The organism is Oceanobacillus sp. FSL K6-0251 (genome assembly GCF_038004725.1).
Taxonomy (GTDB): domain Bacteria; phylum Bacillota; class Bacilli; order Bacillales; family Amphibacillaceae; genus Oceanobacillus; species Oceanobacillus oncorhynchi.
This window is the reverse complement of record NZ_JBBORS010000001.1, coordinates 1-19,667: the sequence shown is the minus strand read 5'-3', so window position 1 is coordinate 19,667 and position 19,667 is coordinate 1. Positions and strand designations below refer to the sequence as shown.

Here is a 19,667-nt window from a genome sequence, read left to right as displayed (position 1 = left end):
AAGCGCTCATTAAATAACTTGAGCGCTTGATGCTGAATTATTTTCAGCATATGAAGTGAGGGGGAAAAGTATCATGAAAGAAGGAAGAATTCATTCAATCGAAACGTGTGGAACCGTAGACGGGCCTGGATTACGCTATGTTATCTTTACTCAAGGCTGTTTATTACGCTGTCAATTTTGTCATAATCCGGATACATGGAACATGGGAGCAGGAAAGAAAATGTCTGTACAAGAGCTGGTGAAGGATATTAAGGGCTATCTCCCATTCTTCCAATCTACCAATGGAGGAGTGACTGTCAGCGGCGGAGAGCCTTTACTTCAGGTTGAATTTTTACTCGAATTGTTCACCGAACTGAAAAAATTAGGAGTACACACAACCATTGATACTTCTGCCGGATGCTTTAACCGCTCCCCTCACTTTATAAAAAATTTAGATAAAGTACTGGAATTAACTGATTTGGTTTTACTTGATTTAAAGCATATCAACGCTGCAGCGCATAAAGAGCTCACTGGTCTGTCCAATGAACATATTCTCGACATGGCCCGCTATTTAGACGAGAAGAAAGTGCCTGTCTGGGTCCGTCATGTACTTGTTCCCGGTGGCAGCGATAACGATGCACATTTACAGCAGCTCTCCGATTTTATTGCGACATTAAATAATGTCGAAAAAATAGAAGTGCTGCCGTATCATAAATTAGGTGTCTATAAATGGGAAAATCTTGGTTTGGACTATCCGCTGGAAGGTGTAGAGCCACCGACAGAGGAACGGGTGAAAAACGCCGAAGATATTTTGAATCGGGTGAAAGTGATATAGCGATAGGGAATCGGAATCCATTGCTGTATCCTGCCCTTTATATAGATGAGAAGAATGGAGCCGCTTCTTTTTAGGAGCGGCTCTATTCATTATTACCGTCTATAAAACAAAAAACATCAATGGTGTTTCTCATTTTGCTTTTTCACGAAAAATAAGCAGAACAATAATTGTCTTCTCTATATAAAAAAAAGCCACCTTTCAGAAATCTTGTCATAAAACAAACAAGAAAACGAAAAATGACGTCTGTCGGTTTATGTAATTTTCAAGTATAAACCGTGGCCTCCGATAATATAACTGAAAGACACAAATCTCTGTATAACAAGACTTTTTTTACGCCCCCGGCAGGATTCGAACCTGCGGCACATGGTTTAGGAAACCAATGCTCTATCCCCTGAGCTACGGGGGCTTTGCACATAATCAGCAGTGGAAACCGCTCAATTATGCTTCATTATCCGTCCATTGAAAAATAAACGAACAATCGTATTATACTAAACCTTATCTATTTTGGGAAGCATCGTGTTTCATTTATTTGCCGGCTCTCTGCAATCTCGTCCGATAAGGAATCGACAGGACGTGAAGAATCATCAGCAAACAGCCCATGAGAATAATTTCTACAGAAGACAGCCTTAGCAGAAAGGCCAGCCCTAACAGAATAGGAATGGCTAATAAAGGGAGCCAGCCGCCTTTTTTACTTGCATTATAATAATTTTCTTTGCCGCAGTGCGGACAAATCATTTTAATCTTAAATACCTGCTTAAAGGTCTGTCCATAACTCCATCTTTTCCCGCAATAACTGCAATCCGGTGTATGCATCTGCTTTCCCTCTTCTCTTTTTTAAAGTACGTGTAAAAAATTAGTTCTGAGCATTCGTAATCTCGATAGACCGATTTCGTGCGCCATCGACACATGCTTTAATTATCTTATCAAATTCATTCGCCATTAACTGGTTTAAACCAGCCTCTGTGGTTCCTGCCGGGCTGGTAATATTAACACGGAGCTGTTCCGGGTCTGCGCCAGATGTCTCCAGCATTTTTCCTGCGCCGATCACCGTCTGGGTCAGCAGCTCTAATGCCGTATCCCGGTCCAATCCTGCTTCAATTGCTGCTTTTTCCATTGCTTCCACCATGTAGTAGAAAAATGCCGGTCCGCTTCCTGCAATCGCCGTAATCGTATGCATCTGCTCCTCATCAACAATTTTTGTTGTACCCACTGTCTGGAATAGTTCCTCAGCAAAGTAAAGCTGACCGAGTTCGACATTGGTTCCCTTTGAAATAGCAGTAGCTGATTGGCCGATCAATGCAGACGTATTCGGCATGGTTCGAATAACAGGAATACCTTCTCCCAGCGTTTTTTCCATCTGTTCGATAGATAACCCTGCAATCACCGAAATAACCATGTGATGCGGTTTTATATAATTTTTTAGCCAGTCTAAATAATCCTTCGCATCCTTAGGCTTCATCGCTAAAATAATAATATCTGCTTTCTCGATCATTTCTTCTTTATCCAGGTCGCAAGTCACTCCATACTTTTCAGCAATCAGATCTAACCTTGCTTTATCACTGCGATTCGTCACCAGCACCTGTTCTTTTGTAACAACATTAGTCCTTGTAATGCCTGCAATAATCGCCTCTGCTAAATTTCCTGCTCCAAAAAATGCAATTGTTTTTTCCATGTAGTTTCCTCCTGTGTGTTTCTTCTTTCCTTTAATATTTTATTTCACCGATACCTCAGAGCAATAAAAAAAACTGATTATACATCCCTTGTAAAGGACGAAATCAGTATTATTCCGCGGTACCACCTTTGTTGATAAAAGTTATCCACTCACATTGATAATGCAGTTTACTGCAGTCAGCATACACTAACCTACTCCCGGATAGGTTCATCAAGGCATTTACAGAAATCTTACAGCCGCCGGATTTCCTCTCTTTGGTAAATACACATCGATTACTGGCCCGTTCACCGTATTTCTTTATTGAATTGTACTATAAGGCCTTGCCATACTTTTGTCAAGACTGCACCCATCAGAATGGATTGCAGCGTCTTTTTATCTGCTATTCAAAACAAATTTTGCTATACTTATATTGTACATGAATGTAAGCCAGAAAGGAATTTTATCAATGGATGAATCAAAACAGATACACCAGTTAACCGCTGTACGAAAAGAACTGACACGTTTCATGCTCAGCTATAAATTTGGACTGGATGAAATCAATACCAAGCTGAACATCCTTCAAGAAGAATTTGAGCATATTCATGATTATAATCCGATTGAACATTTAAAATCACGTATAAAAACACCTGAAAGTATTTTACGAAAATGCCAGCGAAAAAACATTTCGATTACGCAAAAATCTATCAAGAATCATATCAAGGATATTGCAGGAATCCGGATTGTCTGCTCCTTTATATCCGATATTTATAAAATCAGCAAAATGATCCAAGGTCAGCAGGATATCAAAGTCATTGAAACGAAAGACTATATTAAGCATCCAAAACCAAACGGATATAAAAGTCTGCATCTGATTTTATCCATTCCTGTCTTTTTCTCTGACCGCCAGGAAGAGGTATTTATCGAAATTCAAATCCGTACCGTTGCGATGGATTTCTGGGCGAGCTTAGAGCATAAAATTTATTATAAATATGATGGGGAAGTACCGGCACATCTGGTAGAAGAATTAACAACCAGTGCAAATATCGCAAATCAACTGGATGAAAAGATGGAGTTTCTTCATACGGAAATCAATGAAGCAAAAGAGGATAAACATGCAGAGAGCAAGCTTAACTTTCTGCCGCTTGATAACAAACGCTTCCCGCTGCCAAAGCAGTTATTAGAATCGTTGTTGGAGCGAAGAGATAGAGAGTAAACATATATATGTATTAGAAAACCCGCAGCACGAAAGCTGCGGGTTTTTATCTCCAATTTTTTACGGTTGTTTTAAATGGAGGAGGTAGAGGGATTCGAACCCCCGCGCGGTTTAACCCGCCTCTCGGTTTTCAAGACCGACCCCTTCAGCCAGACTTGGGTATACCTCCATGAAATAACGCTAATTTGCTCACTTCCTAGCGAACAAAATATACTATATCATCCTCAAAGATGACTTGTCAATATTTTTTATCAAAAAATAAGAGGCCCCCAAAGATGGAGAGCCTCTTACTTAATCATTACTTGCCAATCACTTCAATGCCGCCCATATACGGACGCAATACTTCAGGAATTACTACACTTCCATCTTCCTGCTGGCAATTCTCTAAAATAGCCGCTACAGTACGTCCTAACGCAAGACCAGAACCGTTTAACGTATGGACAAATTCTGGTTTTCCATTTGCTTCGCGGCGGAAGCGAATTCCGGCACGGCGCGCTTGGAAATCCTCAAAATTAGAACAAGAAGAAATTTCACGGTACGTATGCTGGCTTGGAATCCATACTTCAATATCGTATTTTTTCGCTGCTGTAAAGCCTAAATCACCTGTACACATACTCATCACACGATAAGGGAGTTCTAACAGCTGCAATACTTTTTCCGCTTCCCCTGTCAGTCTTTCTAATGTGTCATAAGAATCTTCCGGTTTCACGAAATTCACAAGCTCCACTTTGTTAAATTGATGCTGGCGAATCAAGCCGCGTGTATCTCTTCCGGCAGAACCTGCTTCAGAACGGAAGCTGGCGCTGAATGCAACATATTTTTTCGGCAACGCCTCTCCTGATAAAATCTCATCACGGTGATAATTGGTTACAGGGACTTCTGCAGTCGGCACCAGAAAATAATCCCAGTCTTCCAGTTTAAACGCATCCTCTTCAAATTTCGGAAGCTGTCCTGTTCCTGTCATACTCAGGCGATTCACAATGTATGGAGGAAGCATTTCCTGATAGCCATGCTTATCCGCATGCAGATCCATCATGAAGTTTAATAATGCACGTTCCAGTCTTGCTCCTAATCCTTTATAAAAAACAAAACGGCTTCCTGTTACCTTTGCTGCACGTTCAAAGTCCAAAATATCTAAATTTGTCGCAACATCCCAGTGCGGCTGTGCTTCAAATGAAAATTCCGGCACCTCTCCCCATTTACGTGCTTCTACATTATCATCCTCATCTTCACCAACAGGCACACTCTCATGCGGCAGATTAGGAATAGAAAGCATGATATGTTCCAGGGTTTCCTCAATGTCTTTTAATTCTTTATCATATTTAGAAATTTGATCTCCAACTTCACGCATAGAAGCTATGGCTTCCTCCGCATCCTTCTTCTCGCGCTTTAAAACAGAAATTTCCTTAGACACTTCATTACGTTTTGCCTTTAGTTTTTCTGTCTCTGCAATCAATTCCCGTCTTCTTACATCAAGCTCGCCAAATTTGTCTAAATCGCCAAGGTCTTCTCCGCGGTGTGCTAATCTTTGCTTCACTTCATCAAAGTTATTTCGTACATATTTCATATCTAACATACTGATTACCTCCTATATTTTTAATGTCTTTAAAACCATAAAAAAACTCCCATCCCTTATGTAGAAAGGGACGAGAGTATATTTCCCGCGTTGCCACCCTAGTTAAAGAATCTATACAGACAGATTCTTCCGGCTTTATATACGAATAACGTCGTATCTCCGTGCTTACTTACGTGACTGAACCACTTCAATAAGCATGCTCCAGGATGGATTCACTGCATTCTAACGCTAATTTGCACCAGATATTAGCTCTCTATAGATAGAATCAAACAGCTACTGCTTCCTATCAACGCTTTATTATTTCAATGAATGATTGTATATCATCATAATCTATTTCCAATCAGGTTGCAAGACTTCCTGCAAAAATTAGCTGAAAAGTCCCTTCACCCAATTAAATGCACCTTGGAACATGTTTACAAAGAAATCACCAATAGATTGTAACGTAAGCATAAACCAATTTGCTTTTTCAACGGAGTCCATTGCAACTAAATCATAACTTTCCTGACTCGCTTCATCGGAAATATATCCAAAATCTTCTTCTTCTCCATCATAGACAACGGTAACTGTTCCGATAACTTCATCTGCTTCCACTGGAGCTTCTAACTCTCCATTATCATTCAATTTGTCTTCATCAATTTTATATTCTAAATGATACAGATCTTCCTCACCAGTTTTGATTGGAACATGAATCCCTTCATTGATGCCAATATTTACTTCTTTTTCTTTTCCTCTTGCAACCGGAGCTGTTTCATTGCCTTCTTCTTGATATCCTGCCGGGAATAATTCTTGTGTTTCAAATTGATCAAATCCATAATCAAACAGTTTTGCAGTCTCATTAAAACGGGCATCTTCACTGTCTGTTTTCATAACCACACTGATAAGACGTCGTCCATCCCGTTCTGCTGTTCCTGTAAAAGCATAACCGGCAACCGTTGTAAAACCAGTTTTTAAACCATCTACACCTTCATAGTAATGCTGCTGTAAATAATCTGCATCATGATCCAGCATGTAATTCCAGTTACGGATCTCCTGATCATCAAATTCCGTACTCGGCACGCTGGAAATTTCTAATGCTTCCGGATAATCATTCACTAATGCAGACCCTAAAATTGCTGCTGAACGGGCTGATAATAAGTTTGTATCGTTAGGACTTGTTCCTTCTGGATAATTATCCCCCAGACTCTCATTATCTAATCCGCTGGAATTAACAAATTTATATTCCGGCATTCCCAGTTCTTCTGCCTTTGCATTCATCATTTCGACAAATTCACTTTCTGAACCTGCAATTAACTCTGCAAGTGCAATCGTTGTCGCATTATCTGAGTTGATTGCCATTGCTTTATATAAATCTTCTACTGTGTAATCTTGCTGCTGTCTTAATCCAACCCCTGAAAAATCATCATTGCTGGATATTTCATATGCATAATCACTAATTTGTGTTGTTGTATCCCAGGAAATATCTCCGTTTTCAACTGCTTCCCAAACGAGATATTCTGTCATTATTTTCGTCATGCTAGCAGGAGGCAATGCCACATCCGGGTCCTTTGCAAATAATACTTTCCCCGTTTCTGCATCCACTAAAATAGCCGATTCCGCTTCTATATCTAATCCATCTGCATACACAGACATGGATGGTGTAACAAAAGATGTTAAAACAAGCGCTGCTGCAACCACCAAAAGAAACAATTTTTTCATAGACTTTCTCACATTTCCGTACCTCCGTTTAATAATATAGCCATCAACATACGTTCTATGTATTCTGCTGAGCACGCTTCACATTTTACCATAAAAATTCATAAAAAAATAGATGGAGCAACATCCTCCATCTATTTTTTTTACGACCGTATGACACAAATTTGTCATCAACTAAATTGCTTAATTATTCTCTTTTTTACTGCATAAAATAGTTCGGTGCTTCTTTCGTAATCTGAACATCATGCGGATGGCTTTCCTTCAACCCAGCCCCGGTAATCCGGATAAATCGGGAATCGTTTCTTAAGCTCTCCAGATTTTTCGTTCCACAATATCCCATGCCGGAGCGTAAACCGCCTGCCAGCTGATGGAAGGTATCTCCCAGCGAGCCTTTATACGCAATACGTCCTTCAATGCCTTCTGGAACAAGCTTTTTATTCTCTGATTCACTTTGGAAATAACGGTCTTTGGAGCCTGCTTGCATTGCTCCAACAGAGCCCATACCGCGATATACTTTATATTGACGTCCTTGGAAAATTTCTGTTTCTCCAGGGCTTTCCTTTGTTCCGGCAAAAATACTTCCCAGCATTACAGCATGTGCACCTGATGCCAAAGCCTTCACAATATCGCCGGAGTATTTGATTCCGCCGTCTGCAATAACGGGTACACTGTATTCTTTTGCTGCTCTTGCGCAGTCATAAACTGCTGTAATTTGTGGTACACCGACCCCTGCTACTACTCTTGTGGTACAGATAGACCCCGGTCCAATACCTACTTTGACAACGGAAGCTCCTGCTTCAATCAAAGCTTTTGTCCCATCCTCTGTAGCAACATTTCCTGCAATAATTGTCAAATCAGGATACGTTTCGCGAATGTGTTTTAATTGATCGAGAACACCTTTAGAATGACCATGTGCTGTATCGATTACAATGGCATCTACACCGACATCCACTAATTTTTCAATCCGCTTCATCGCGTCGCCTGTCACGCCGACTGCAGCTGCTGCAATCAACCGTCCTTGTGCATCCTTTGCTGCATTTGGAAATTCAATGACCTTTTCAATATCTTTAATCGTAATTAACCCTTTTAGAATTCCCTGATCATCAACAAGAGGCAGTTTTTCAATTTTATATTTCTGCAGAAGCTTCTCTGCTTCATCCAGTGTTGTTCCCACTGGCGCTGTCACTAATTCCTCTGTGGTCATCACTTCCGAAATCAGAATCGAATAATCTTCAATAAAACGTAAGTCACGATTGGTTAAAATACCGACGAGCTTTTGTTCCTCAATATTATTTACAATGGGAACTCCTGAAATGCGGTATTTTCCCATTAAATGTTCCGCATCATAAACCTGATGCTCCGGAGTTAAGAAGAACGGGTTCGTGATTACGCCGCTTTCTGAGCGTTTCACACGGTCTACTTCCTCTGCCTGTTGTTCAATAGACATATTCTTATGAATAACTCCAAACCCGCCTTGACGTGCCATCGCAATTGCCATTTCTGCTTCTGTTACTGTATCCATTCCAGCACTGATAAATGGGGATTTCAATTTTAAATTTGATGTTAAATCAACACTCAGATCCACCTGGTTTGGTAAAACATCTGATTCTGCCGGAACAAGCAATACATCATCAAATGTCAAACCTTCTTTTGCAAATTTGTCTTCTCTCATTGCTAGCTCATCCTCCAATCATTGAATTCGCAACCTCAATTCACTTCACTTACGGGTATTATACAGTTTTCAAGGTATATCCTTATCGAATATCGGAGAAACTGCTAAAAAAATACCAATCCTGTGAAAGCAGCAGCAAATATCTATTTTTACTTACATTACGCTTTTTTTCATGCTTTTTCAAGCACCCTACATATAGAAAAAATAGAGGATAGATTCAAAATATTTAAATAGTTATGGAGCTGTAGAAATGTTGCATGTTGAAGATTTATATCCATTTTTAACCACTCAGGAAAATGCACAAAATTACCTGAAGAAAAGTTACTCATTTCTTCGTGAAGCTCAGGCAAAAAGCTATCAAAACAGCTCTGCTTTTATCCATTATATTCATAATGGAACATGCTTTATGGAATCAAGCAGGCAAAGCAGTGTGCTGGTTCAGCCTGTTCTGTCTTTTTATGGAATGACACATCTTTTAAAAGGCTGGTTGCTGTCAAAGCGCCCTGATTATCCGGAAACAACAGCTGTTCTTGCGCATGGTCTGACTGCCCGGAAAAGAAAACGCAAGGATTATCGATTTATCGAGGATGAGGTCAAATTACAGCAAAAGGGGTTATTTCCATATGTAAGCCGCCATTTATTTTCTCTCTATCCCTTTCCATTAGAACGTGTTTCAATGCGTCTGTTATTAGCTTCTATTCCAGAATTAAGCAATATTTGGCAGCTTTATCGGGAGGAGTCGATGATTATTATTGGGAATAAAAACAGTAAACTGCTTCGTTTTCCCAATCGGATTTTAGATGGATTTTATTTAAAAGAAGATACCTTTGTCGAGCGTATTCGGGCTTTTTTGCCTCCAATTGAGGATATACAACAAAAAAAGGAGGAATTACAGCTTTATCTGACCGGGCCCGTCAAAGATTGGGACGGCCCCTTTCGTTATGATTTGCATAATGAAGCAATTTATTTTCCAGCGAATCGGGCAAACTATTTTCCTTATTCCGAAATCCTGGTACATTATCTGCTGCTATTTAATTTGAGTATGATTTGCCGTTATGAAACAGAATGGTGGGGTGAGCTGATGCAAATGAAAGCAGACCGGGAATATCCGCTTATCCAACGATTTTTAACCGTCACCCAGCAAAAAACACCAGCGCTTATCGGCCATCATTTACTACAGAATTTTAAAGAATAAAGCTGTTCCAGCAGATACAAAAACAACGGACGGGCTATGAATCACTTCGCCTGTCCGCTGTTTTATATCATCTTTCAATATCTCATCGTTTTACCTATTCCTCGTTGTTATCGTCTGCACCTTCATTAACTTCTTTATTTTCCTCAGATGCTTCGATTTCCTCTGCCGCTTCCTCTTCTTCTTTCTCAATTCGTGCTACTGTTGCAACTTCTTCGTCATCCTGCAGACGTATCAAGTGTACCCCTTTGGTATTTCTTCCAGTTTGTGAAATATCGGATACTTGCATTCGGATCAGAACGCCGCCGGCAGTAATAACCATTAAGTCTTCATCACCCTGAATGGCTTTTACATCAACTACATGTCCTGTTTTTTCATCCAGCTTACACGTAAATACACCTTTACCGCCACGATTGATACGGCGATATTCATCTTCTGGTGTCTGCTTTCCAAATCCTTTGCTGGTTACATGGAGAATTTTAGAACCTTCATCCATAATTTCCATGGAAACAACTTCATCATCCTCACGCAGGGAAATACCTTTTACTCCTGCTGCGGTTCTACCCATTGGACGCATTTGTTCTTCTTCAAAACGAATCAGATAGCCATTTTTCGTAGCAATCATAATTTCTTTTTCGCCATCTGTCATGCGGACAGAAATCAGCTCATCCTCTTCCCGAAGATTTACAGCAATCAGGCCGCCTTTACGGATGTTTTTGAATTTTTCAAGGGATGTACGTTTTGCAACCCCAAGCTTCGTTGTAAAGAATAAGAAGTGATCCTCATCAAACTCAGTTACAGAGATAACGGCGTTCACCCATTCTCCTTTTTCTACTTGAAGCAGGTTAATAATTGGAATCCCTTTAGCTGTCCGGCTGAACTCCGGTACTTCATAACCCTTTGTTTTATATACCTTCCCTTTATTCGTAAAGAAAAGAACTGTATCATGTGTTGATGTGGATACAAGGTGTTCTACAAAGTCATCCTCATTGGTTCCCATGCCCTGGATACCTCGTCCGCCACGGCGCTGCGTACGGTAAGTAGAAGCAGGCAAGCGTTTAATATAGCCCTGGTGGGTCAATGTAATAACGATATTCTCTTCCGGAATTAAATCTTCATCTTCAAAGAAGCCCGCTCCACCGGCAACAATTTCTGTACGGCGTTCATCACGGAACTTCTCTTTGATTTCCGTCAGCTCTTCACGAATGATTTCCAATACTTTCTCTTCATCCGCTAAAATAGCTTTTAATTCAGCAATCAATGCCTGCAGCTCTTTGTATTCTTCTTCAATTTTTTCGCGTTCTAATCCTGTTAAACGCTGTAGACGCATATCAAGAATAGCTTGGGCTTGTTTCTCGGATAACTGGTAACGTTCCATTAACCCTTCTCTTGCAATATCTGCTGTTTTTGAATTACGGATTAAAGAAATAACCTCATCCAAATGATCGAGTGCAACACGCAAGCCTTCTAAAATATGAGCGCGTGCTTCGGCTTTATTTAATTCAAAGGCTGTACGACGCTTGATAATTACTTTCTGGTGATCTAAATAATGCATCAGGCATTGTTTGACAGTTAATACCTGCGGACGTCCGTCCACAAGCGCAAGCATATTGATACCAAATGTCGTTTGCAAGGAAGTATGCTTATATAAATTATTCAAAACCACATTCGCATTTGCATCTCTTCTAAGCTCCATAACAACCCGCATGCCATTACGGTCTGATTCGTCACGAAGATCGGTAATGCCGTCAATTTTCTTATCGCGGACAAGCTCCGCTATTTTTTCAATGAGCTTGGCTTTGTTCACTTGATAAGGAAGCTCTGTCACAATAATGGTTTCTTTGTCATTTTTGCCTTGCTCAATATTGATTTTAGCCCGGATGGTAATGGAGCCTTTTCCTGTTTCGTATGCTTTACGGATACCGCTTCTGCCTAAGATTTGTCCTGCAGTAGGGAAATCTGGACCAGGAAGATAATTTTCCATGATTTCATCCACAGTTAAATCCGGATTTTTACTGATTGCCAGAACAGCATCAATCGTCTCTCCCAGATGATGCGGCGGAATATTAGTCGCCATACCGACTGCGATTCCAGAAGTTCCATTGACAAGTAAATTCGGGAAACGTGCCGGAAATACAATTGGCTCGCGTTCTGCTCCGTCATAGTTATCCTGATAATCAATCGTGTCTTTATTAATATCACGAAGCAGTTCCATGGAAATCTTAGACATACGTGCTTCTGTATAACGCATCGCTGCTGCTGAATCGCCATCGACCGAACCAAAGTTACCATGTCCATCCACTAGCATATACCGGTAACTGAAATCCTGTGCCATTCTTACCATTGTCTCATAAACAGCTGAGTCACCGTGCGGATGGTACTTACCTATAACCTCTCCGACGATACGTGCTGATTTTTTAAATGCTTTGTCAGAGTGCATTCCTAAATCATTCATTGCGTAAAGAATACGGCGATGTACGGGCTTCATTCCATCTCGAACGTCTGGCAATGCTCTTGCCACAATGACGCTCATTGCATAATCCAAGAAGGATGTGCGCATCTCTTTACTTATATTTATTTCCTGGACACTCGGACGATTTTCCTCTGCCATAGTCTAATAACCTCCCAATCACCATTATGTTAGTGATTCCTCGAATCTTTCATTTGGATAAGCTGGATTGCATTATTTAAACAATTTGAATATGTTTGAAAAACAAAAATAACAATACAACTTATACAGCTATTATATTTTTAATATCTGACAAGAAAGGGATAGAAGTACTTCTATCCGCTTTGTTGTCCTTATTAAAAGGATGTAATACTTAAATATCTAAGTTTTGTACGTATTGGGCGTTTTCTTCGATAAAGTTGCGTCGCGGTTCTACTTTATCGCCCATCAGCATATCAAAAACCTGGTCTGCGTCGATTGCGTCACTGAGTTCAACCTGCAGCAGTGTGCGGGATTCTGGGTTCATTGTGGTATCCCATAGCTGATCTGCATTCATTTCTCCTAACCCCTTATAACGCTGAATACCTGGTTTTGGTGCTTTTGGAATCTCTTCCAGAAGCGCATCCAATCCTTTATCCGAATAAACATAGTGAACAGATTTTCCTTGTTTGATTTGATAAAGCGGCGGCTGGGCAATATAAATATACCCGTGCTCAATCAACGGACGCATATATCGATAGAAAAAGGTCAATAATAACGTTCGAATATGAGCGCCATCTACATCGGCATCTGTCATAATGACTACTTTGTGATAGCGTGCCTTTGTAATATCAAATTCTTCGCCGATGCCGGTTCCTAATGCCGTAATCATAGCTCGTACTTCATTATTTGATAAAATTCGATCTAAGCGCGCTTTTTCGACATTCAGAATTTTTCCGCGCAATGGCAGGATAGCCTGATAATGACGGTCTCTTCCTGATTTTGCGGAACCGCCGGCAGAATCACCCTCTACGATATACAGTTCACTCAAAGAGGCATCTTTGGAAGAACAGTCAGCAAGCTTGCCAGGCAGACTTGTTACATCCAATGCACTTTTACGGCGGGTCAGCTCTCTTGCTTTTTTCGCTGCCAGACGTGCTCTGGATGCCATAAGTCCTTTATCAACAACGATTTTAGCAATTGTCGGGTTTTCATAGAGAAATTTAGAAAAGGACTCTGAAAATACACCATCTGTAATGGCCCGTACTTCGCTATTACCAAGTTTTGTTTTTGTCTGTCCTTCAAATTGCGGGTCTGGATGCTTTACAGAAACAATCGCTGTCAGTCCTTCGCGGACATCCTCTCCGGACAGGTTGGCGTCACTATCTTTCAATAGGCTGTTCTTTTTCGCATAATCGTTGATAGCACGTGTCAAACCGGAACGGAAACCAACTTCATGTGTACCGCCCTCGTACGTATGGATATTATTTGCAAAAGAATATAAGCTCGTTGCAAACCCATCGTTATACTGGATAGCAATTTCCACGGCTATTCCCTGATCTTCGCCTTCAGCATAGAAAGGCTCGTGCAAGACTTCTTTATTTTTATTAATAAATTCAACATAAGAACTGATTCCGCCCTCATAATAATACGTTGCCGGATCTTTATCAGTGCGCTTATCCTCGATGGAGATACGCAATCCTTTGTTTAAGAAGGCAAGCTCTCTCAGGCGCTGCTCTAATGTTTCATAGTTATATTCAGTAGTTTCTGTAAAAATTTCTTCATCCGGTATAAAATGGGTGACTGTCCCTGTAATATCTGTTTCGCCAATTACGGTAATTTCACCCTGAGGTACACCTTTTTTAAACGAGAGGTAATGAATTTTTCCATCCCGGTGGACAGATACCTCCAATTTACTAGAAAGAGCATTTACAACAGATGCACCTACACCATGAAGTCCGCCGGAAACCTTATATCCGCCGCCGCCGAATTTACCGCCGGCATGAAGAACCGTCATAATGACTTCCAAAGCTGGACGGCCTGTTTTCTTTTGAATATCAACAGGAATCCCCCGGCCATTATCTATTACAGTAATACTGTTATCTTCTTCAATAATGACTTCAATATGATCACAATAACCTGCCAGTGCTTCATCGATACTGTTATCCACTATCTCCCAGACAAGGTGATGTAATCCTTTTTCACTGGTGGAGCCAATATACATTCCCGGTCTTTTCCGAACTGCCTCAAGACCTTCAAGTACTTGTATCTGATCAGCATCATAGGCTTGGTTTTCTGTAATTTTGTCTTCCATCGACATCTTCTCACACTCATTTCTATATGAATTACAATCCATCCATTTGTATATATTAAAAAGAGAAGGCTCTGCATTTTCCTCAGCAGAAATCTCTTGATTTTGTTATCTCAGGCTTATTCTTCATAATAATCCTCTAGATTACTGATTGTAGTTAAAATACCTGACCGTTTTCTTAAAGTAGTTACAGATAAAGAACTGAAAAAAATATGATCTGCAGTAACCATAATGGATTTGGCCTTTTTTTCAGGACCGGAAACTTTGTTTTGCTGCTTCCATTCCTGTATCATTTGATACATTCCTGACGCATTGGTATATAAATCGTAATCAATAATCGCAACGATTTCCCGAGACCGGATAACATTGTCATTGCCAATGTGAATGAACACGATCAATCGCTTCCTTTCTTCATTAAACCAGACTTTTTTCCATCCTCAGGGGGATATTTTGTATAAAGAATAAACGCTCTTAGGTGCCAAAAAAATACAATACCCTGGAAACTTTTTGTACATCCTCTTTTTACAGCTGGAAATTATGACTCTTCTTTATTGGTCGCAACTCCCTGAACATAAAATAACTCAGCATTTTTTAGCGTTTCATGATGAATCCCGTCTACATTCGTGGTGGACACAAATGTCTGCACCTTTCCCTGAATGGTATTTAATAAATGCGACTGGCGATAATCATCCAGTTCACTTAACACGTCATCCAGTAAAAGAATCGGATATTCGCCTACTTCCTGATAAATCAATTCAATCTCAGCCAGTTTAATCGACAATGCGGTTGTCCGCTGCTGTCCCTGAGAACCATATGTTTGTACATCTTTGCCATTTACTAAGAAGATAAGGTCATCCCGGTGCGGACCAATCAGCGTGGTGCCGCGCTCTATTTCTTTTTCACGGACATCCTTGAAGGAATCTTGGTAGATAGTAGCTATTTTCTCCTTATCTGCCTCTTCTGATACCTTTATTGTCGCGTCATATTGAATTTCTAAGTTTTCTAGATTGCGGCTGATGCCTTCATGAATCGGTCCTGCCCACTTTCTTAACAAATCAAGATAGACAAATCTTCTCTCCAACAAAAAAGAAGCATGCTCAACCAGTTGGTCTGTTAATACATCCAACATCGTTTCATCAGCAGAGCTCCTGCGCTGCAGCTGCTTTAATAAATGGTTTCTTTGCTTTAGTATTTTTTGATATTGAGATAAATGGTATATATAAGTTGGCTGGATTTGGCCTAACTCCATATCCATAAAACGCCGGCGAATCTGCGGAGCACCTTTTACAATGGTTAAATCCTCCGGTGCAAACATAACCACATTAACCGCACCAATATAGTCACTTAACCGGTGCTGCTCCAAATGATTTACTTTTGCTTTTTTTCCTTTGGATGAAATGGAGATTTGCAGGGGAATCGATTGATTTCTTTTTGTAATCCTGCCCTCTATTGTAGCATAATCTGAATCCCAGCGTATGAGCTCTTTTTCCCGCATGGTCCGGTGAGAACGGGTAAAAGAGAGTACATAAATAGCTTCCATCAGATTGGTTTTCCCTTGAGCATTCTCACCGATGATGACATTTATTTTATCATCAAATGTAATATCCAATGTTTCATAGTTGCGGTAATTGGTTAATTTTAACTGTTCAATATGCATGCTTTAATCCTCTTTAAGAATGATAAATGATCCTATCTCATCAATTTCAAGGACATCTTCGGGATATAATTTTCTTCCGCGGCGATGTTCACGTTCCCCATTTACCACAGCACCTATATCTTGAAGATATGCTTTGACCATTCCGCCAGAATCTAAAAAGTTAATCAGCTTGATGCATTGCCCAAGCGTAATGTATTCCGTATCTATTTTTATCTGTTCATGCATGGATATCACCAAATACTTTCTATTTGTTTTATCTGCCTTTATTTTGACCAAAGACAAATGCGATTATTTTTTCCTCTATTGTCTATTTTACTAAAGATTGATTAAAAAAGGAAGAATAGGGCTCAAATAATTACAAAAAGATGCGTTACAGAGCTTTTAAGATATTTTTAATGGGGGAATTCTTATTTCCCTAATCTCTTCTTAGAGCGCGTTTTCTGTTGTTTTTTTAAAGGGGTTGTCAAAAAAATGCGGTTTTCTTTCTCATTATCGGTTCTAATCCAAAAGAAAAAGCTCTTTCTTCCACAAAAGAGCTTTTAAATGATCAGGTATAACTTTTACTTATCATCCAGCTGGAATACTTTTTTTAACGCGTAATGCGTAAAAATTAATAGGTTCTTACCGGTAAAATAAGCTGCAGGATGGAATCATTTTCTACCGGGCAAATGATAAATGGACGCATTGCTCCAGTGAATTCTATCACTACTTCATCATATTCAATCGCTTTTAGCGCATCGATCATATATTTTGAACTGAAGGATATCTTTAAATTCTCTCCGTTAATCTCATCAGCTGTGACTTCTTCTTCAACATTTCCGATTTCTGGAGAGTTACTTGAAATCTGGATAACCCCATCATCATTGCTGGTAAATTTAACAACATTATTTCTTTCTTCTTTTGCTAATAAAGAAGCACGTTCGATTGATCTTAATAGCGGTGTTGTTTTTATTTGGATTGTTGTTTTACTATGATCCGGAATCAATCTCGATGTTTCTGGATAATTCCCGTCCAGTAATCGGGATAAGAAATTTAAATGCTTCGTACGGAAAAGAATTTGGTTATTCGTTACACTGATTTCTACTGTTTCCTCTGAATCATTTAAAATTTTATAGAGTTCATTGAGACTTTTTCCAGGAACAACAACCTGTTCTATCGATACATTCGTTCCTGTTACTGGAACCTCTCTTTTGGCCAGTCGATGGCTGTCAGTTGCTGTAAATACAAGCTTTTGATCTTCCAGCTTGATATTTACTCCGGTTAAAATTGGTCTGGTTTCCATCGTAGACACAGCAAAAACAGTTTGTTTAATCATACTTTTTAATAAGTCAATTGGCATTTCAAAGCTATTTTCTGTTTCTACTTGTGGAAGATGCGGATATTCATCGGCGCTCTGTCCATTTAAATTAAATTCTGATTTTCCGGAAGTAATTTTTACATTAAACTGCTCATCAACAACTATATCTACTTGTGCTTCCGGGAGCTTGCGGACAATTTCAGGAAAATATTTAGCCTGCAATACAATAGTTCCATCTTCTATATTTTCAACATATACTTTATCTTCATCTTCTGCAGGAATATAAGATTCAATAGAAATATCTGAATCACTCCCGGTTAATGTCACTCCGTGTTGTCTCACTTCTATCTTCATTCCAGTCAATATCGGAATAACTGTTCTGGAAGAGATTGCTTTCATAACATCCTGTACACTGGCAATCAGTTTATCTCTTTGTATAGTAAAACGCATGTTTATATCCTCCTCAGGTTTTAAGAAAAGTTTTACAGCAACTATTTCTTAAATTCTTTTCAAAATCAATAAAAAAGGGTTCTATATATTTATTAATTATAATATAAAACCAGTAATAACAGTAATAAGTGTTGTGATTACTGTGGATAAGTAAGTTTAGCATGAAAACATCAAAGTTTTCCACATGTGTATAACCTGTTCATAAGTGATTCACTTTTTTCACAGCATACACAGCTGCTTCCTTCTGCATAATTAAAAAGCAGGAGGACAACAAAGGCAATCCTGTTTCTATTTAGGTTTGCCTTTGTTGTGTTTTCTCTATAGGTGGATGCTCAAAAACTCCAATAAAAACGCATTTTTTGAACATGTATTATAAGGATTTAAGTTTTTCTTTTAATTCTTCAATATCCCGATCGAGCTCTGTATCTGTTTCAAGCAGCTTCGAAATTTTTTCATGGGCGTGAATGACGGTCGTATGATCTCTTCCGCCAAATTCCTGGCCAATTTTAGGCAGGGATGAGTCCGTAAGCTCCCGTGACAAATACATTGCAATCTGTCTTGGAAAGGCAATCGATTTGGTACGTTTTTTAGCAGGAAAATCTTCCAGACGGATATGATACCGGTCTGCGACAACCTCTTGAATCGCAGGAATGGTAATTTCTTTTGGTTTATTACTTGGAATGATATCCTTTAATGCATTTGCTGCCAACGATGCGTCAATGTCTTGATTGACTAAAGAAGAATAGGCAACAACACGTATCAGCGCGCCCTCCAGCTCCCGGATGTTTGTATTGATTTGATTAGCAATATAGAGCATAACCTCATTCGGAATATCTAAACCTTCTGCTTTTGCCTTTTTATTTAAAATGGCAATTCTTGTTTCTAAGTCAGGAGGTGTGATATCGGTAATCAGACCCCATTCAAAGCGTGAACGCAAACGATCCTCTAATGTAGGAATTTCTTTTGGCGGCCGGTCACTGGAAATAATAATTTGCTTGCTTTCTTCATGCAGCGCATTAAATGTATGGAAAAATTCTTCCTGTGTGGATTCTTTTCCAGCAATAAATTGAATATCATCAATAAGAAGGACATCAATATTGCGATATTTATTACGGAAATGATTCGATTTATTATCCATAATGGCATTGATAAATTCATTCGTAAATTTTTCAGAAGTCAGGTAAACCACTTTCGCATCTTTATTATGTTCTCTTACATAATGACCAATTGCATGCATTAAATGTGTTTTCCCTAAACCGACGCCGCCGTAGATAAATAAGGGATTGTACGCTTTAGCAGGAGCTTCCGCTACAGCTAGCGATGCTGCGTGTGCAAAGCGATTTCCGGCGCCGATAACAAATGTATCAAATGTATATTTATCATTAAGCATTGACTTGGGGGAATCCGTTGTTTTTGCATCGATATTCGGTTTTGGCATGGGTTTTTGATCGGATGGCTCTTCCACAGAATCAGGAATAATAAATTTTGCATTCAGACTTGTCCCAGTAGTTTTTTCCAATGTTTGCGTAATTAAATCTGTATACTGTGTCTCCAGCCAGTCCTTTGTAAATTCATTTGGAGCAGAGATAACCAATGTATTTTTTTCTAAGTGAAGGGCTTTTGTATTCTTCAGCCAGGTGTCAAAGCTCGGCTTACTTAATTTCTCTTTAATAATGTCCAATGTGGCATCCCAAAGTTCTTCAATATTTTCCAA

Annotated in this window: 15 protein-coding genes, 2 tRNA genes and 2 other annotated features; of the genes, 3 read left to right on the top strand and 14 right to left on the bottom strand. The window is 39.5% G+C overall.

The features are described from left to right. Positions 1–73 precede the first annotated feature (73 nt). Positions 74–814, top strand: a complete 741-nt coding sequence (gene pflA / locus MKY45_RS00085) for a pyruvate formate-lyase-activating protein (RefSeq protein WP_042528620.1) — start codon at positions 74–76, stop codon at positions 812–814. 333 nt (positions 815–1,147) lie between these two features. Here the strand turns inward: pflA and MKY45_RS00080 are convergent. The 3 genes from MKY45_RS00080 to proC form a co-directional block, all read right to left on the bottom strand. Further along, a tRNA-Arg gene (locus MKY45_RS00080) sits at positions 1,148–1,220 on the bottom strand. A 119-nt stretch (positions 1,221–1,339) separates the two neighbouring features. Beyond that, on the bottom strand, positions 1,340–1,627 hold the full coding sequence (locus MKY45_RS00075; protein ID WP_042528622.1) for a TIGR04104 family putative zinc finger protein: 288 nt from the start codon (positions 1,625–1,627) through the stop codon (positions 1,340–1,342). 40 nt (positions 1,628–1,667) lie between these two features. After that, positions 1,668–2,486: a pyrroline-5-carboxylate reductase gene (gene proC / locus MKY45_RS00070; protein ID WP_256705451.1), complete on the bottom strand. Its 819-nt coding sequence runs from the start codon at positions 2,484–2,486 to the stop codon at positions 1,668–1,670. Between the two features lie 90 nt (positions 2,487–2,576). Further along, positions 2,577–2,783 (bottom strand) — a binding site (T-box leader). Positions 2,784–2,931: 148 nt separating this feature from the next. Here proC and MKY45_RS00065 point away from each other — a divergent pair. Beyond that, positions 2,932–3,678, top strand: coding sequence for a GTP pyrophosphokinase (locus tag MKY45_RS00065; protein ID WP_332093966.1), 747 nt, complete (start codon positions 2,932–2,934; stop codon positions 3,676–3,678). Positions 3,679–3,754: 76 nt separating this feature from the next. Here MKY45_RS00065 and MKY45_RS00060 read toward each other — a convergent pair. The 4 genes from MKY45_RS00060 to guaB form a co-directional block, all read right to left on the bottom strand. Then, positions 3,755–3,847, bottom strand: a tRNA-Ser gene (locus tag MKY45_RS00060). A gap of 129 nt (positions 3,848–3,976) precedes the next feature. After that, positions 3,977–5,254, bottom strand: coding sequence for a serine--tRNA ligase (serS, locus tag MKY45_RS00055; RefSeq protein WP_042528632.1), 1,278 nt, complete (start codon positions 5,252–5,254; stop codon positions 3,977–3,979). Between the two features lie 63 nt (positions 5,255–5,317). Continuing rightward, positions 5,318–5,553: a binding site (T-box leader), on the bottom strand. Between the two features lie 67 nt (positions 5,554–5,620). Then, the gene (locus MKY45_RS00050; RefSeq protein WP_332093967.1) at positions 5,621–6,961 is read right to left on the bottom strand and encodes a D-alanyl-D-alanine carboxypeptidase family protein; all 1,341 of its coding nucleotides are present in this window, start codon (positions 6,959–6,961) and stop codon (positions 5,621–5,623) included. A gap of 184 nt (positions 6,962–7,145) precedes the next feature. Beyond that, entirely contained in the window at positions 7,146–8,618 is a 1,473-nt protein-coding gene (gene guaB, locus MKY45_RS00045; RefSeq protein ID WP_332093968.1) for an IMP dehydrogenase, read from the bottom strand. Positions 8,619–8,868: 250 nt separating this feature from the next. Between guaB and MKY45_RS00040 the strand changes: the two genes are divergently transcribed. Beyond that, positions 8,869–9,813, top strand: coding sequence for a YaaC family protein (locus tag MKY45_RS00040; protein WP_332093969.1), 945 nt, complete (start codon positions 8,869–8,871; stop codon positions 9,811–9,813). 94 nt (positions 9,814–9,907) lie between these two features. Here the strand turns inward: MKY45_RS00040 and gyrA are convergent, their stop codons facing one another. The 7 genes from gyrA to dnaA form a co-directional block, all read right to left on the bottom strand. Further along, on the bottom strand, positions 9,908–12,421 hold the full coding sequence (gene gyrA, locus MKY45_RS00035; protein WP_256705450.1) for a DNA gyrase subunit A: 2,514 nt from the start codon (positions 12,419–12,421) through the stop codon (positions 9,908–9,910). Between the two features lie 211 nt (positions 12,422–12,632). After that, positions 12,633–14,558, bottom strand: a complete 1,926-nt coding sequence (gene gyrB, locus MKY45_RS00030; protein ID WP_193063774.1) for a DNA topoisomerase (ATP-hydrolyzing) subunit B — start codon at positions 14,556–14,558, stop codon at positions 12,633–12,635. Between the two features lie 110 nt (positions 14,559–14,668). After that, positions 14,669–14,941, bottom strand: a complete 273-nt coding sequence (gene remB / locus MKY45_RS00025; protein WP_341172345.1) for an extracellular matrix regulator RemB — start codon at positions 14,939–14,941, stop codon at positions 14,669–14,671. A 143-nt stretch (positions 14,942–15,084) separates the two neighbouring features. Next, a complete protein-coding gene (recF, locus tag MKY45_RS00020) occupies positions 15,085–16,206 on the bottom strand; it encodes a DNA replication/repair protein RecF (RefSeq protein WP_341172344.1) in 1,122 nt (373 codons plus the stop codon). 3 nt (positions 16,207–16,209) lie between these two features. Next, a complete protein-coding gene (gene yaaA, locus MKY45_RS00015) occupies positions 16,210–16,431 on the bottom strand; it encodes a S4 domain-containing protein YaaA (RefSeq protein ID WP_042535606.1) in 222 nt (73 codons plus the stop codon). Positions 16,432–16,816: 385 nt separating this feature from the next. Beyond that, complete coding sequence (dnaN, locus tag MKY45_RS00010) at positions 16,817–17,953, bottom strand: DNA polymerase III subunit beta (RefSeq protein ID WP_193063772.1); 1,137 nt, start codon at positions 17,951–17,953, stop codon at positions 16,817–16,819. 370 nt (positions 17,954–18,323) lie between these two features. Then, positions 18,324–19,667, bottom strand: a 1,344-nt coding sequence (gene dnaA / locus MKY45_RS00005; RefSeq protein ID WP_445667617.1) for a chromosomal replication initiator protein DnaA, incomplete at its 5' end; no start/stop codon positions are given.